11 protein-coding genes are annotated in these 14,921 nt (G+C 53.8%); 7 read left to right on the top strand and 4 right to left on the bottom strand.

Going from position 1 to position 14,921, the window contains the following annotated elements; genetic code table 11:
* Positions 1 to 138: 138 nt before the first annotated feature.
* Positions 139 to 1,074, bottom strand: a complete 936-nt coding sequence (locus CUZ56_RS00505; protein ID WP_126977185.1) for an asparaginase — start codon at positions 1,072 to 1,074, stop codon at positions 139 to 141.
* 64 nt (positions 1,075 to 1,138) lie between these two features.
* Here CUZ56_RS00505 and lexA point away from each other — a divergent pair, with 64 nt between their 5' ends.
* The 5 genes from lexA (at position 1,139) to CUZ56_RS00480 (ending at position 5,110) form a co-directional block, all read left to right on the top strand.
* Entirely contained in the window at positions 1,139 to 1,798 is a 660-nt protein-coding gene (gene lexA, locus CUZ56_RS00500) for a transcriptional repressor LexA (protein WP_126977183.1), read from the top strand.
* A gap of 183 nt (positions 1,799 to 1,981) precedes the next feature.
* Positions 1,982 to 2,335: a hypothetical protein gene (locus CUZ56_RS00495; RefSeq protein WP_126977181.1), complete on the top strand. Its 354-nt coding sequence runs from the start codon at positions 1,982 to 1,984 to the stop codon at positions 2,333 to 2,335.
* A 312-nt stretch (positions 2,336 to 2,647) separates the two neighbouring features.
* On the top strand, positions 2,648 to 3,664 hold the full coding sequence (locus CUZ56_RS00490; protein ID WP_126977179.1) for a D-2-hydroxyacid dehydrogenase family protein: 1,017 nt from the start codon (positions 2,648 to 2,650) through the stop codon (positions 3,662 to 3,664).
* Between the two features lie 488 nt (positions 3,665 to 4,152).
* Positions 4,153 to 4,548 carry a C40 family peptidase gene (locus tag CUZ56_RS00485; protein WP_239442008.1) on the top strand — a complete coding sequence of 132 codons (396 nt, stop codon included), beginning with the start codon at positions 4,153 to 4,155 and terminating at the stop codon, positions 4,546 to 4,548.
* Positions 4,549 to 4,906: 358 nt separating this feature from the next.
* Positions 4,907 to 5,110: a hypothetical protein gene (locus tag CUZ56_RS00480; protein ID WP_126977177.1), complete on the top strand. Its 204-nt coding sequence runs from the start codon at positions 4,907 to 4,909 to the stop codon at positions 5,108 to 5,110.
* A gap of 97 nt (positions 5,111 to 5,207) precedes the next feature.
* Here CUZ56_RS00480 and lpdA read toward each other — a convergent pair whose 3' ends face one another.
* The 3 genes from lpdA to aceE are packed head-to-tail and all read right to left on the bottom strand — an operon-like array spanning position 5,208 to position 11,416.
* The gene (gene lpdA / locus CUZ56_RS00475; protein ID WP_126977175.1) at positions 5,208 to 7,001 is read right to left on the bottom strand and encodes a dihydrolipoyl dehydrogenase; all 1,794 of its coding nucleotides are present in this window, start codon (positions 6,999 to 7,001) and stop codon (positions 5,208 to 5,210) included.
* A 16-nt stretch (positions 7,002 to 7,017) separates the two neighbouring features.
* Positions 7,018 to 8,655: a dihydrolipoyllysine-residue acetyltransferase gene (gene aceF / locus CUZ56_RS00470; RefSeq protein ID WP_126977173.1), complete on the bottom strand. Its 1,638-nt coding sequence runs from the start codon at positions 8,653 to 8,655 to the stop codon at positions 7,018 to 7,020.
* Between the two features lie 43 nt (positions 8,656 to 8,698).
* Complete coding sequence (aceE, locus tag CUZ56_RS00465) at positions 8,699 to 11,416, bottom strand: pyruvate dehydrogenase (acetyl-transferring), homodimeric type (protein ID WP_126977171.1); 2,718 nt, start codon at positions 11,414 to 11,416, stop codon at positions 8,699 to 8,701.
* A 241-nt stretch (positions 11,417 to 11,657) separates the two neighbouring features.
* On the opposite strand from aceE, the gene CUZ56_RS00460 reads away from it, so the two are divergent.
* Positions 11,658 to 14,219 carry a PAS domain-containing sensor histidine kinase gene (locus tag CUZ56_RS00460; RefSeq protein WP_126977169.1) on the top strand — a complete coding sequence of 854 codons (2,562 nt, stop codon included), beginning with the start codon at positions 11,658 to 11,660 and terminating at the stop codon, positions 14,217 to 14,219.
* Positions 14,216 to 14,830 carry a response regulator transcription factor gene (locus tag CUZ56_RS00455; RefSeq protein ID WP_126977167.1) on the top strand — a complete coding sequence of 205 codons (615 nt, stop codon included), beginning with the start codon at positions 14,216 to 14,218 and terminating at the stop codon, positions 14,828 to 14,830. The genes CUZ56_RS00460 and CUZ56_RS00455 overlap by 4 nt, the downstream gene beginning before the upstream one ends.
* Positions 14,831 to 14,921: the final 91 nt, after the last annotated feature.

Below are 14,921 nucleotides of genomic sequence, written 5' to 3'. Positions count from 1 at the left end.
CTTAACAAAATTTCTCAAGGTACACCCCAAAAACCATCCTGATTTTCCACTTCACAATCAAGCCTTTTTCTGCTAGCGCTGCATCAGCAACCCCTACCCTCTATATATCCCCTATATACCCTCATAACCCGGAGCATATCAATGCTGGCCCAGCAGCTCCAGTATCAACTGCACCCGCGCTTTGACTGGCGTGACATTGGCCGCCCTGACAATTCCGTCCGGGTCATCGCCTAAAATCACACCGTCTCCAACGCGTGCGGCACGCACCACCAATACCCCTTGCTGCTGCGCCTTTTTCAAAGAAGGCAACAGCCCCTGGTGTACGGTGCCATTGCCAGTTGCGGCAACCACAATGCCCCGCACCCCCTGTTTTACCAACGCATCCACAGCCGCCCCGGTCGCCCCGACACAACTGAAAACAACCTCAACCCAGGGCCATTGCCCCTCATCTTCGGGCAGATCTTCAGGTTGCACCGCTTTGTGCGTAGCCTCTGGCCAGGCACGCCATTGACGGACCTGGCCCGCTTCAAGCGCACCGAGTGCGCCTGCCTCGCCCGCAGCAAATGCATCCAGCCGATAGGTATGGCTCTTGCGGATATCTTCGGCACCAAAGATCCGCCCGTTCATCACACACATCACCCCATGGGCACCGTCAGTCCCGGCGAGCGTCATGGCATCCACCAGATTCACCGGCCCGTCCGCCCCCAAAGCCGTCGCCGGCCGCATCGCCGCCGTCAGAACCACTGGCTTATGCGCCTGCAGCACGTGGTGCAGAAAATACGCTGTCTCTTCCAGCGTATCGGTACCATGCGTGATCACAATGCCTTTCACATCAGGTTGCTTCAACGCCTGCTCAATGCTCAAAGCCAGCTGCCGCCATATGGCAAAACTCATATCCTTGCTGTCCACCTGCACCAACTGGCGGGCTTCCATTTTCAGGCCGACCGGGACTGCAAGCCCACTGAGCAGCTCATCCACCCCGCGCTGTGCCGAGACATAACGCACGGTTTCACCCTGATCCCCTGCCGTACCGGCAATGGATCCCCCTGTAGCCAAAACAAGAATTTTTTGCATTTTTTTTAAATCTGTATAAAAATACAGTTACTGGATAAATAAACAGATGAATTAAGGACTGGGTATGACAGCATCCACCAAACTCACCGCGCGACAACAGGAAATTCTGGACCTGATCCGCCAGGCCATTGCCACCACCGGCGCTCCCCCGACACGGGTCGAGATTGCTGCCGCATTTGGCTTTAAATCACCCAATGCAGCGGAAGACCATTTGCAGGCACTGGCCCGCAAAGGCGTTATTGAACTGGTTGGCGGCACATCACGCGGTATCAGGCTTAAGTCAGTGGACTCCCTCTCCTCATCAGCGCTGGACTCCTTACGCTCTGCTGTCAGCAAGCTGGCTTTACCATTGGTAGGCCGCGTCGCAGCCGGAAGCCCCATACTGGCACAAGAGCATATCGAACATACATTTTACGTGGAAGAAGACCTTTTCAGCCAAAAGCCTGATTACCTGCTGAAAGTACGCGGCATGAGTATGCGCGATATCGGCATCATGGAAGGTGATCTGCTGGCTGTCAAAAGAAGCACCCAGGCCCATGAGGGGCAAATCGTGGTTGCGCGTATTGATGGCGACGTCACCGTCAAACGCTTTCACCGCTCAGCCTCGCGCATAGAGCTGTTGCCGGAAAACCCCGATTTCAAGCCGATCATTGTCACCTCGGCCAATGACTTTGCCATTGAGGGGCTGGCCGTAGGCCTGATCCGCAACCAGCTCAGTCATTAAGGCATTCAAACAGAACTAGCGTCAAACAGTTTCCTTGGATCAATCCAGGACAGAACCGGCAGGTGGCAGGCGTGCTCTTTTCAGCAAGCACCCTGCGGGTTCTGAATTTCATCACCCGAGCAAAACGCATGCAAATGCTTTTTGTTCAAATCCTGCCACATTCGATTTTTCAGGAGATCGGACATGGCAAGCAACATCATTTATTTCAAAACCGCAATAACAGCTTTTAACACGGCGCTTAATGGCCCATCTGAAAACAGCATATCCATAGACTCTCATGCAACAGCAGATGCTCAACACGCCTCATATCAGATCCCAGCCTATAAACGGCGTACGCAATGGAGCGCCCGGCAAGCGCTGGAGCTGCGGGGCAAACAGGCCATTCAGTTGCAGACAGTGGCCCCGGCTTTACCGTTAAAAGTGATCCAGACGCGTGTGCAGGACACACGGCAAAACGGGCAACAGCGTTTGATACTCAGCGGCCGTATGGCCGACGTATGCTCCATGCTCAACCGCATGCATGACACGGGCAACTGATTGAAGCTGTCTTGAAACTATCTGCCCTTTCAGCTTAAAACTTACCCTCCCCGATTGGCGCTATCAGGCTCTCTCCTTGCCTGATCAGCGCTTTTTTTCACTGAATATTCAGGGCATCGTGCTCACACACCCTAAAAAATCTGCCTTTAAAACAGTGCCCTGCTTGACTATTCATTGGCTGCGCAAGGGAGCAGCATATAATCACCTGGATAGACCAGATATATTCTGGAAATACCTAAAAAACGCCAAAGTATGACAAATTACCCCTTTTTGTCATACAGGCTTTTGCATTTCAAGGCACAATTGGTAGACATGAATATTGTGATCCTGGATGATTATCAAGATACGATCCGTAAGCTGGCATGCGCCAGCAGGCTCGAGCCATTCAGCGCCAAAGTCTACACCAACAATGTTAAAGGCATTTCACAACTGGTTTTTCGTCTCAAGGACGCCGATATTCTGGTACTGAACCATGGCCGGACTCAGATCACCCGGCAGATTCTGGAAAAACTCCCCAAACTCAAACTCATTATCCAGATCGGTCTGGTCGGCCCCCATCTTGATCTGGATGCCTGCACCAGCGCCGGTATTGCAGTGATAGAAGGTCACGAATCTCCTACCGCCACAGCCGAGTTCACCTGGGCATTGATCATGTCGGCCATGCGCCGTCTTTCACAGTACGTTGGCATGCTCAAACATGGCGGATGGCAGCAATCGGGTTTAAAACGCGCCGCCATGCCGGCCAACTTTGCGCTGGGTTGCAGGTTAGCCGGCAAAACACTCGGCATCTGGGGCTATGGCCGTATCGGCTCTCTGGTGGCCCATTACGGCAAGTGCTTCAACATGCATGTACTGGTTTGGGGGAGTGACGCCAGCCGCAAAAAAGCGGCGGATGCCGGGCATGATGTGGCGCAATCCCGTGAAGAACTGTTCAAAGAAAGCGACGTTCTCAGCCTGCACTTACGGCTGGGAGAAAACAACCGGCGCATCGTCAAGCTGGATGACTTGTCGCTGATGAAAAACACCTCCCTGTTTGTCAACACAGCCAATGCCGAACTGGTGGATACAGACGCACTGGTATGCGCCCTGAACCGCGGCTGCCCAGGGCTTGCTGCGGTGGATGTGTTTGATTCTGAGCCCATCCTGCAAGGTCATGCACTGCTGCGGCTGGAAAATACCATCTGCACACCGCACATCGGTTCGGTTGACCAGGAAAGCTACGAAACCCATTTCTGCGCAGCGTTCGATCACATCGTTAATTTCACAGAAGGCAAGCCGCTACCCATTCTCAACCCGCAGGCGTTGCAGTTTCGCCAGATAAAGGGCTGACATGTCTGCCAACGAGTCCCAGCAGCTTTCATCTTCTTTTCACGGCTGGGTAACAGCAAGCTTAAACCCTGATCGAATATCGAAAATTGAATTTGTCAACTCAGATATGCATTTTGATGTATCATTTAGCCTACAAATCAAATAATAACGGAAAAACTCTATTGACAACAACATGTTACACCATTAACTTATAGTATATGATGAGATCCTCTTCCAAATTCATCGTTTTGCTGACCAGCACACTCTTCACATGTTCACACGCTTGGGCAGATGAAGAAGGGGATCCGATCGGACGTTTACTGCAGGTTCAAGCCCTGCTCAACACCCCCGAACCTGCACAACAGGAAGCACCAGTAGAGCAAATACAGGTGGCATCGTTATCTATTAGTCAAGACATTGACCATCTCACAGCAGAAAAAGAAATCAGCCATGTCAAAGCAGGTACGGCAAGCACAGACCCGCTGGCAACACTGATTCACACCGGCAACATTCTGACAACGGACAATACCCGCCAGATGATTGCAGACTCGGCTTTCAATTATCTGAATCTTCCCTACCGCTACGGTGGCAACAATGTGGCAACCGGCTTTGATTGCAGCGGTTTGGTACGGGCCCTTTATCTGCAGGTAGCAGGCAAATCGCTGCCACGCCGCACCTCGGAACAGGCAGCCGCCACCACAAAAATCAACCGCACACAGTTGCAACCCGGAGACCTGGTATTCTTCAATACCAACCGCCGCACTTACAGCCATGTCGGCATCTATGTTGGTGACAACAAATTCATTCATGCGCCCCGAACCGGCTCGCGCATACGTATTGAAGACATGACGGCAACCTACTGGAATACCCGCTTTACCGGCGCCCGCCGCGTTGAACTGCGTTAAAGCGGCAGCCTTCTCACATCACATATCTTAAATTTCCCCGGCCGGCCTGACCGCACGTGCAGCGCAAGCGCATACGGCTTTTCTTTTGCCTGCTTTTCATGCCAGCAACCTGGCAGCAACTGCCTGTACAGATGTGCTGCGGCCTGTTTTTTCTTGAAACCTCTCCCACATCAATATAAAAAGCCGGGCTCCATGCCATTCATGTCATAAAAACATGATTAAGAACAAAAATTCATGCCAAAAACATGTAAAAATTCATCTAAAGATGCATTCAGAATACGGTTTATCCTTTCTGAAAATACATGAATAAATGGAGCCTTTCAGCGCTACCGCACTGGACATGGTTCAGGGAGATCTTATGCTCTATAAAGCAATCGCTGCTTTGTTAGGATTGTCAGGCTTGGCACTGATCGCTTTGAAATTACTCGGCTTGATTCCATGGCCCTGGCTATGGGTATTGCTCCCGGCGTGGATTGCCTTGTGCCTGCTCGCGCTATTGTTAAGCTATGTGGCTGTTTTACTGATTTTTTCCTGGATTACCGGCAGAAGCAATACGCCCTAAGCAGCATGGCCCGCATACACGCCAAAACGTAAAAAAGGAAGCAATTGCTTCCTTTTTACTTACACGGCTCAAGAAGAACCCTTTAACACTATTAATGTTAACGCTTGCTGGGCGGCATATCGGTACAAGTGCCCTCTGCCACTTCCGCAGCCATTCCCAGCGATTCTCCCAAGGTCGGGTGAGGGTGAATGGTGTGCCCGATATCCACGGCATCAGCGCCCATTTCAATGGCAAGCGCAATCTCACCAATCATATCGCCGGCATGGGTGCCAACAATACCGCCACCGACGATCTGATGCGTTTCCTCGCTGAACAACAGTTTGGTAAAGCCTTCATCACGCGTATTGGCAATCGCACGGCCTGATGCGCTCCAGGGGAACAGGCCTTTTTTCAGCTTGATACCTTGTGCTTTGGCCTGCTCTTCGGTCAGGCCCACCCAGGCCACTTCCGGGTCGGTATACGCCACGCTGGGGATCACGCGTGCCTCAAAAGCCGACTTGGCCAGCTTGTCATCACCCTTGAGTTCACCGGCAATCACCTCAGCAGCCACATGCCCTTCATGCACGGCCTTATGCGCCAGCATCGGCTGCCCCACAATGTCGCCAATGGCGAAGATGTGGGAAACATTGGTGCGCATCTGGATGTCGACGTCAATAAACCCGCGCTCTCCAACCTTGACACCTGCCTTGTCCGCACCAATGGCCGCACCATTGGGCTTACGCCCCACGGCCTGCAACACCAGATCGTACGTTTGCGGCTCAGGCGCACCCTCGCCTTCAAAAGTCACCTCAATGCCTTTGGCTGTGGCTTTGGCTCCCACTGTTTTGGTCTTGAGCATGATATGGTCAAAACGCGGTGCATTCATCTTCTGCCAGACCTTGACCAGATCGCGGTCAGCGCCCTGCATCAGGCCATCGAGCATTTCCACCACGTCCAGACGGGTGCCGAATGTACTGGAATAAACCGTGCCCATTTCCAGCCCGATGATGCCGCCACCGACGATCAGCATGCGTTTGGGTGCCTGGCGCAATTCCAGCGCACCGGTAGACGTTACCACCCTGGGGTCATCGGGCAAAAACGGCAGTTTAACCGCCTCAGACCCGGCAGCAATGATCGCCTTTTTAAACCGGATGGTCTGTTGCCCGCCTGCGGCCAGTTCCACCTGAATGTGGTTCGGGTCAATCAGTTGCCCCTTGCCCTGCACCACAGTGACCTTGCGCATCTTGGCCATCATCGCCAGTCCGCCGGTCAGTTTGCCGACAACAGCAGACTTATGCGTGCGCAACTTGTCAATATCCACCTTGGCGTTGCCAAAAGCAACACCCAGGCTTTCCAGATGCTTGGCCTCATCCATCACCGCAGCCACATGCAGCAGCGCCTTGGATGGGATACAGCCCACATTCAGGCACACGCCGCCCAGCGTCGGATAACGCTCGACAATCACGGTGCTCAGCCCCAGGTCCGCCGCACGGAAAGCCGCAGAATATCCGCCGGGCCCGCCACCCAGCACCATCACATCGCATTCCAGGTCGGCACTTCCGGCATAACTGCTTGCCTGTGGCGCCGGTGTGGTATCTGCTGCCGGTGCGGCAGGAGCTGGTTTGCTTTCGGTTGCCGATTTTGCGGATGCTGACGTAGTAGCCACAGCACCTGCACCAGCCTCCAGCGTCAAAATCACGGTACCCTGGTTGACCTTGTCACCCAGCTTGACCTTCATCTCTTTGACCGTGCCTGCTGTGTCTGACGGAATCTCCATCGACGCCTTGTCCGACTCCACCGTGATCAGGCTCTGGTCTTTTTGCACCTGGTCGCCGGGCTTGACCAGCACTTCGATGATGGCGACATCTTTAAAGTCGCCAATATCCGGTACCTTCACTTCAACTGTAGCCATGTCTTTGCTCCTTTCGTTACAGCAAGACACGACGGAAGTCGGCCAGCACTGCGGACAGATAAGCGTTGAAGCGGGCCGCCAATGCACCATCGATCACACGATGGTCATACGACAGCGACAGCGGCACAATCAGCCTGGGCTGGAATGCCTTGCCATCCCACACCGGCCGGGTAGCCGAGCGGCACACGCCCAATATCGCCACTTCAGGCGCATTGATGATGGGGGTAAAGTAAGTACCGCCAAACCCGCCCAGTGACGAAATAGAGAAACAGCCACCGCTCATATCCGCCGGGCTAATTTTGCCTTCCCTGGCTTTGGCCGCCAGTGCCGCAGTTTCAGCCGCAATGTCAGCCAGACCTTTCTGGTCGGCATTCTTGATCACCGGCACCACCAGGCCATTGGGCGTATCAGCCGCAAACCCGATGTTGAAATACTTCTTGTACACCAGCTCATCGCCCTGCAGGCTGGCATTGAACTCCGGGAATTTCTTCAGTGCGGCCACACTGGCCTTGATCAGAAATGCCAGCAATGTATATTTGACAGCGCTCTTGGACTTTTCAGCCTCTTTGTTCAACTGCACACGGAATGCTTCCAGTTCGGTAATATCCGCATCTTCGCAGTTGGTCACATGCGGAATCATCACCCAGTTGCGATGCAGATTGGCGCCTGAAATCTTTTTAATGCGCGACAGCGGCTTACGGTCCACTTCACCAAACTTGGTAAAGTCCACCTCCGGCCATGGCAGCAGGTCCATACCGACACCACTGCCGCCTTTGGCCGCCTGTGCCTGGGTACGCACCGAACCATCCATCACACCGCGCACAAAGCCTTGCAAATCCTGCAAGGTAATGCGGCCCTTAAGACCTGAACCTTTCACCTCAGCCAGTGGCACACCCAGCTCACGCGCTGTTTTACGGATAGAGGGTGAAGCATGCGGCAGCTTGCCTGGAACCACTGATGAAGGATCATGCGCAGGCACAGACGCTGATGCTGGCACCGCGGCACTGGGTGCCACAGCGGTATTCTGCGCTGGCGCAGCGGCCGCAGATGATGCCGCCGCCTGCGGTGCTGACGCAATGCCCTGAACCACTGCGATCACATCGCCTGCATTGACTTTATCGCCAACCTTGACATTCAGCGACTTCAGCGTTCCAGCCACACTCGATGGAATCTCCATCGATGCCTTGTCCGATTCCACTGTGATCAGGCTTTGATCCACTTTGATTTCATCGCCGGGTTTGACCAGCACCTCAATCACCGCCACATCCTTGAAGTCGCCAATATCAGGCACTTTCACGTTAATAGGCTCTGCCACTGCGCTGGCTGCCGGCGCAGCAGGTGATGCAGCAGGAGCCGCCACCGGTGCCGGAGTAGTTGGTGCTGCTGCTTTGGTTTCAGCGGGTTTGGCCGCGTCTGCTGCGACCTCCAGCGTCAGAACCACCGAACCCTGGCTGATCTTGTCACCCAGCTTGACCTTCATCTCTTTGACTGTGCCGGCTGTGTCTGACGGAATTTCCATCGACGCCTTGTCCGACTCTACCGTGATCAGGCTTTGATCCTTTTGCACCTGGTCGCCGGGTTTAACCAGCACTTCAATGATGGCGACATCCTTGAAATCGCCAATATCAGGAACTTTTACTTCAACTGTTGCCATTTGTTTGCCTCTTTCTTATGAATTGATTGACTGATCACAGGAATCAGGCGTACAAGGGATCCAGTTTGTCTGTATCCAGTCCATATTTGCGAATGGCTTCCGTGACCTTTGCCACCGGCAAAGTACCTTCTTCTGCCAACGCTTTCAAAGCGGCAACCACAATATAGTGACGGTTGATCTCAAAATGCTCCCGCAGCCGGGTACGGAAATCACTGCGGCCAAAGCCATCCGTTCCAAGCACCTTGAACGTACGCCCCTGGGGCAGGAACGCACGGATCTGCTCCGGATAGGCACGCACATAGTCGGTCGAAGCCACCACCGGGCCGGCATGTCCGCTCAACTGCTCGGTCACAAACGGCTGGCGCTCAGGCTGATCCGGATGCAACATGTTCCAGCGCTCTGCCGCACGGCCATCACGGGCCAGCTCGGTAAAGCTCGGGCAGCTCCACAGGTTGGCGCCAATGCCCCAGTCATCTTCGAGCAGTTTTTTCGCTGCAACCGATTCACGCATGATGGAGCCTGAGCCCATCAGGTTCACCATGGGCGCACCCTTCTTCGGCGCTTGGCCTTCTTCGAGCAGATACATGCCTTTGATGATGTGCTCTTCGGTACCTGGTTTCAGCCCGGGCTGTGCATAGTTTTCATTGAGCAGCGTGATGTAGTAAAACACATTGTCCTGTTTTTCCACCATGCGTTTCAGGCCATCATGCATGATGATGGCTACTTCATGTGCATACGCCGGGTCATAGCTGACACAGTTCGGTACGGTCGCAGCAATCATGTGGCTGTGTCCGTCTTCGTGTTGCAGCCCTTCGCCGTTGAGTGTGGTGCGGCCTGAAGTGCCACCCAGCAAAAAGCCCCTGGCCTGCATATCACCCGCGGCCCAGATCAGGTCTCCCACCCGCTGGAAGCCGAACATCGAATAAAACACATAGAACGGCAGCATGATGCGGTTGTTGGACGAATACGATGTGGCCGCGGCAATCCATGAACTGGTGCCACCCGCTTCGTTAATACCCTCTTGCAGCACCTGGCCGGCGACATCTTCACGGTAATACATCACCTGGTCACGGTCCACCGGGGTGTACTGCTGGCCTGCCGGGTTGTAAATACCGATCTGGCGGAACAACCCTTCCATACCGAAGGTACGTGCCTCATCCACCAGAATCGGCACCACACGCGGGCCCAGGGCCTTGTCACGCAACAACTGGTTCAGGAAACGTACAAATGCCTGGGTGGTGGAAATGGAGTGCCCTTCTCCAGAAGGCTCCAGCACCGCCTTGAATGCATCCATGGATGGCACCGTAAAGCTTTCGTCCGACTTGGTCCGGCGCTCTGGCAAATATCCTCCAAGGTTTTTGCGGCGTGAATGCAGATACTCCATCTCCGGCGTATTTTCTTCCGGCTTGCAAAATGGAATTTCAGAAATTTTTTCATCCGGCACCGGAATGTTAAAGCGATCGCGGAAAGCCTTGATATCAAAGTCCGTGAGCTTCTTCACCTGGTGCGCAATGTTTTTACCCTCACCGCTCTTACCCATGCCGTAACCTTTGATGGTTTTCACCAGCAGTACCGTCGGCTGCCCGACATGCTTGCTGGCTCTGGCAAAAGCTGCATACACTTTGCGCGGATCATGCCCCCCACGCTGCAGGCTCCAGATGGCATCATCACTCATGTGCTCCACCATCTTCAAGGTCCGCGGGTCCTTGCCAAAGAAGTGCTTGCGCACATAAGCGCCATCATTGGCTTTGCAGGCCTGATATTCACCATCATTGGTATCCATCATCAGCTTGCGCAAAGCGCCGTCTTTATCGCGCGCCAGCAGCGGGTCCCAGTAACTGCCCCAAATCAACTTGAGCACGTTCCAGCCGGCACCACGGAACTCACCTTCCAGTTCCTGAATGATTTTGCCATTGCCGCGCACCGGGCCATCCAGACGCTGCAGGTTGCAGTTGATGACAAAAATCAGGTTATCCAGCCCTTCACGTGCAGCCAGCCCGATAGCACCACGGGATTCAGGCTCGTCCATTTCACCGTCACCGCAAAATACCCAGACCTTGCGCTTGGATGTATCCGCAATGCCGCGCGCATGCAGGTATTTGAGGAAACGCGCCTGGTAAATTGCCATGATCGGGCCCAGCCCCATGGACACCGTCGGGAACTGCCAGAAATTGTGCATCAGCTTGGGATGCGGGTAGCTCGACAACCCTTTGCCATGCACTTCCTGGCGGAAGTTCAGCAGGTTTTCTTCGCTCAAACGCCCTTCCAGAAACGCGCGGGCATACACCCCCGGAGCGGAGTGGCCCTGAAAATACAGCAGGTCGCCGCCATTGCCATCCTGGTCGCCATGCCAGAAATGGTTGAAACCGGTTTCAAACATCGTCGCAACCGACGCATAGGAAGAAATATGCCCGCCCAGGTCACCGCCATCTTCCGGATGCAGGCGGTTGGCTTTGACCACCATCGCCATGGCGTTCCAGCGCATGTAGGCACGCAGGCGGCCTTCCAGAAAAAGATTACCCGGAGACTTTTCTTCGTTTTCGGGCTCAATCGTATTCACATAACCGGTTGTTGCTGAAAAAGGCAGATCAATGCCGTGCTGCCTGGCTTCTTCCAGCATCTGCTCCAGCAGAAAATGCGCACGTTCTTTGCCTTCACTTTCAATGACTGCTGCCATTGCCTCAAGCCATTCACGGGTTTCTGTTGGATCTTCGTCCTTGCCCGCTCCAGCGCCTAGAATATATTCTGGGATTGCCGACATTGCCACCTCTCCTATATTTTGGTAGGTCCCACATTTATAGGGTGTGGAACACTTGTTGATGCCAGAAGCTGCGACTTATGGTTACCAGATCTGGCGATCTGCCAATCATAAACCAGTTTTGAATATCCTATCCTCAATATTTCAAATTATGATATATATTTTCATATTGTGAAATTTATGAAATTCATATCCGTGCTATCCTACAATATGCAGACACCGCGACTGGAACACTTTCCCCCTCATGTCCGATACACCCACCGATTCACCAGAAACAGCCACCACACCCAAACCATCCAACTGGTTGCACTGGTGGACTAATCTGTCGTCCAACAAACAGGACAGAATCATTGCGCTGACCCCCTTGCTGGCAGTGATTATCTTTTTCATTGTGATCATGCTGACATTCTGGTACCTTAACAATGAGGAACGGGAAAGAGAACTGGTCACCACACGGCAAAGTGCAGAAACCATCCAGCAGCAGATCCGCCTGCGCCTGATCGGCAATGAAGACAGCCTGCAAAGCATGGCAACCGATATCAGCCGAACCAGAGATAAAGCCGCTACATTGACAGATCTGGCGCCTGTGTTCATGGCAGATCATCCTGAGATTATTGCACTCTACTGGCACGATCTGAACGCTGGCCAGATTTACAGCTACCATCTGACGGAAAACACGGCTGTTCCGGAAAGTGTTCAGCATATCAATGCCGCAGGCATTTCCTCTGTGCAGCAGAACTCATCGGCCACCTCTACCATCATACGCCTGCCGTTCTTTTACAGTACGCCTGAAATATTATCCCCTGACACGGCTGCCACAATGAACAGCAGTGTCTTGATTCCAAATAACCGCCACCCGCAGGGCATTCTGACCGCCACTTACGACCTGGACCGTTTGCTGCGCAGCCAGATACCGGCAGAAATATCGCTGTACTCCACCATCTGGTTCCAGGGTGAAAACGACAAAATTCTGGCAACCACCAACCCCAATGCACGCACGCTGTATGAAAGAAAGCACAACCAGCCGCCAAGTTACGGCGTTGCCATAGGGCCGGTTGGCAAACAGTTGATGGTTTACGTGCAGCACATTCGTGCCTCGCAGACGCTGGCAGCCAGCGTGCTGTTCTGGTTTGCCGTGTGCCTGTGTTTCTTCATTGTCACGTTGCTGCTACTGAACTGGCGCCACACCCACCAGCGCATCAAAGTGCAGCGGGCCATGCAGCAGGAAACCAATTTCCGCCGTGCCATGGAAAACTCCATGGTCACAGGCATGCGAACGCTGGATATGACCGGGCGGATCACCTATGTCAACCCGGCGTTTTGCCGCATGACCGGTTACAGCGAAGAGGCGCTGGTCGGGTGCATGCCACCCTACCCTTACTGGCCCCAGCATAACCTGGACGAACTGCACGAAACCATACAGGATGAAATATCCGGCACCCCGCTGGCAACCGGCTACGAAGTACAGCTCCAGCGCCGCAATGGTGAATTGTTTTATGCGCGCCTTTATGTCTCCCCGCTCATTGACGGGCAAGGCCACCATACAGGATGGATGACCGCGGTGACCGACATTTCCGAGGCCAAACGCATCCGGGAAGAACTGTCGCTGACAGGGCAGCGCTTTACCACAGTTCTTGAGGCGCTGGACTCCGCCATCTCGGTGGTTGCCGTCGGCTCACAGGAACTGCTGTTTGCCAACCGTTCTTACCGCCACCTGTTTGGCAATGATGCACGCGGGCATTTCATTTTGGCCGGCGAAGCCAACCGTTCTGCCGTTATTGAGGAAGTTGCCGAAGATGACGGGGTGGATGAATTTGCCGGCCTACCCAAAGAAGACCTGCTCGATTACAGCAAAAAATACAATGAGATTTATGTAGCGTCAATTAACCGCTGGGTCGAAGTCCGCAGCCGCTACCTGCCCTGGGTGGACGGCCGCCTGGCGCAGATGCTGATTGCCACCGACATCACTGAACGCCACCGTGCCCAGGAGCAGGCCGCCATTCAGGCCGCACGCGCGCAGGATGCCAACCGGCTGACCACCATGGGTGAAATGGCCTCTTCGCTGGCCCATGAGCTGACCCAGCCCCTGACCGCCATCAGCAACTACTGTACCGGCCTGATCAGCCGCATTAAACAAGACATCCTGCCGCAGCAGGACCTGATTGCTACGCTCGAAAAAACCTCCAAACAGGCATTGCGGGCCGGGCTGGTGATTCAGCGTATCCGCTCCTTTGTCAAAAAGAGCGACCCGAACCGTACCCTATCGCCAATAGACGACATCATCGAAAACGTACAGGAACTCTCTGAAATTGATGCGCGCCGCCGCAACATCCAGTTGCATGTGGAGGTTGACAGCGATTTGCCCGCTCTGGTTGTCGACCCCATTCTGATCGAACAGGTCCTGCTGAACCTGATCCGCAACGCCACAGAAGCCATCGAACAGGCGCAACGTCCGCCGGAACAACGGCGAATTGATCTTCAGGTCAAGCGGAGCTCCGACAAAGGAACCATTAAAGCAGTAGAGTTTAGCGTCAGCGACACCGGCACCGGAATCGCCCCTGATACACTAGAGCATATGTTTGAGGCCTTTTACACAACCAAAAACAACGGATTGGGTATTGGTTTGAACTTATGCCGCTCCATCATAGAATCACATGGTGGTCGGCTGCGGATTGAAAATTTATACCAACAGAATCAGTTGACAGGCTGTCGTTTCGCGTTCTCTTTACCGACTACGCAAGAGTACACAGCCATTCAGCATGATTCCATTTTACATTCCAACCTTTTTACGGATGAGGCACCATGACCCAAAAAAAAGGCATTGTATACGTCGTTGATGATGATGAAGCCGTTCGTGATTCTCTGCAGTGGTTGTTAGAAAGCCAGGGATTTCGTGTACGAAGTTTTGAAAGTGCGGAAACCTTTCTCGCACGTTTTGACCCCAAAGAAGTCGCCTGCCTGATTGCCGACATCCGTATGAATGGCATGAGTGGCCTGGACCTGCAAAACAAGCTCATCGAAATGAACCACCCGATTCCCCTGACATTCATCACAGGTCATGGCGATGTTCCCATGGCAGTGGAAACCATGAAAAAAGGCGCGGTTGACTTCATTCAAAAGCCTTTTAATGAAGAAGAGCTGATTCCCTTGATTCAACGCATGCAGGAGCAGGCTTTGACGGCATTTGCCGCACAACAGGAAGCCGCCACCCGCGAAGCGCTGCTCTCCCGCCTGACATCACGCGAAGCCCAGGTGCTTGAACGCATTGTTGCCGGCCGGCTGAACAAACAGATTGCTGACGACCTTGGCATCAGCATCAAAACGGTGGAAGCGCACCGCGCCAACATCATGGAAAAATTGAGCGCCAACACCGTGGCTGACCTGCTGAAAGTGGTATTGGCCAATAAACCCAGCTAACAACCAGCCTGCCGGCCCCAGAGGCCTTTGGCAGGTTGAACTGAACGCACTTTCCCATCTGCTGCCAGGCATTTGAGCAAGTGCGTTCCAT

Source organism: Saezia sanguinis, assembly GCF_003991585.1.
Lineage (GTDB): Bacteria > Pseudomonadota > Gammaproteobacteria > Burkholderiales > Burkholderiaceae_C > Saezia > Saezia sanguinis.
Note: the sequence above shows the minus strand (reverse complement) of the source record. Positions and strands in the feature narration are given on the sequence as shown.

What these genes read in the sequence shown, in the direction of transcription:
- CUZ56_RS00505 (WP_126977185.1), bottom strand. Translation starts at nt 1,074, where the DNA reads ATGCAAAAAATTCTTGTTTTGGCTACAGGGGGATCCATTGCCGGTACG.
- lexA (WP_126977183.1), top strand. Translation starts at nt 1,139, where the DNA reads ATGACAGCATCCACCAAACTCACCGCGCGACAACAGGAAATTCTGGAC.
- CUZ56_RS00495 (WP_126977181.1), top strand. Translation starts at nt 1,982, where the DNA reads ATGGCAAGCAACATCATTTATTTCAAAACCGCAATAACAGCTTTTAAC.
- CUZ56_RS00490 (WP_126977179.1), top strand. Translation starts at nt 2,648, where the DNA reads ATGAATATTGTGATCCTGGATGATTATCAAGATACGATCCGTAAGCTG.
- CUZ56_RS00480 (WP_126977177.1), top strand. Translation starts at nt 4,907, where the DNA reads ATGCTCTATAAAGCAATCGCTGCTTTGTTAGGATTGTCAGGCTTGGCA.
- lpdA (WP_126977175.1), bottom strand. Translation starts at nt 7,001, where the DNA reads ATGGCTACAGTTGAAGTGAAGGTACCGGATATTGGCGACTTTAAAGAT.
- aceF (WP_126977173.1), bottom strand. Translation starts at nt 8,655, where the DNA reads ATGGCAACAGTTGAAGTAAAAGTTCCTGATATTGGCGATTTCAAGGAT.
- aceE (WP_126977171.1), bottom strand. Translation starts at nt 11,416, where the DNA reads ATGTCGGCAATCCCAGAATATATTCTAGGCGCTGGAGCGGGCAAGGAC.
- CUZ56_RS00460 (WP_126977169.1), top strand. Translation starts at nt 11,658, where the DNA reads ATGTCCGATACACCCACCGATTCACCAGAAACAGCCACCACACCCAAA.
- CUZ56_RS00455 (WP_126977167.1), top strand. Translation starts at nt 14,216, where the DNA reads ATGACCCAAAAAAAAGGCATTGTATACGTCGTTGATGATGATGAAGCC.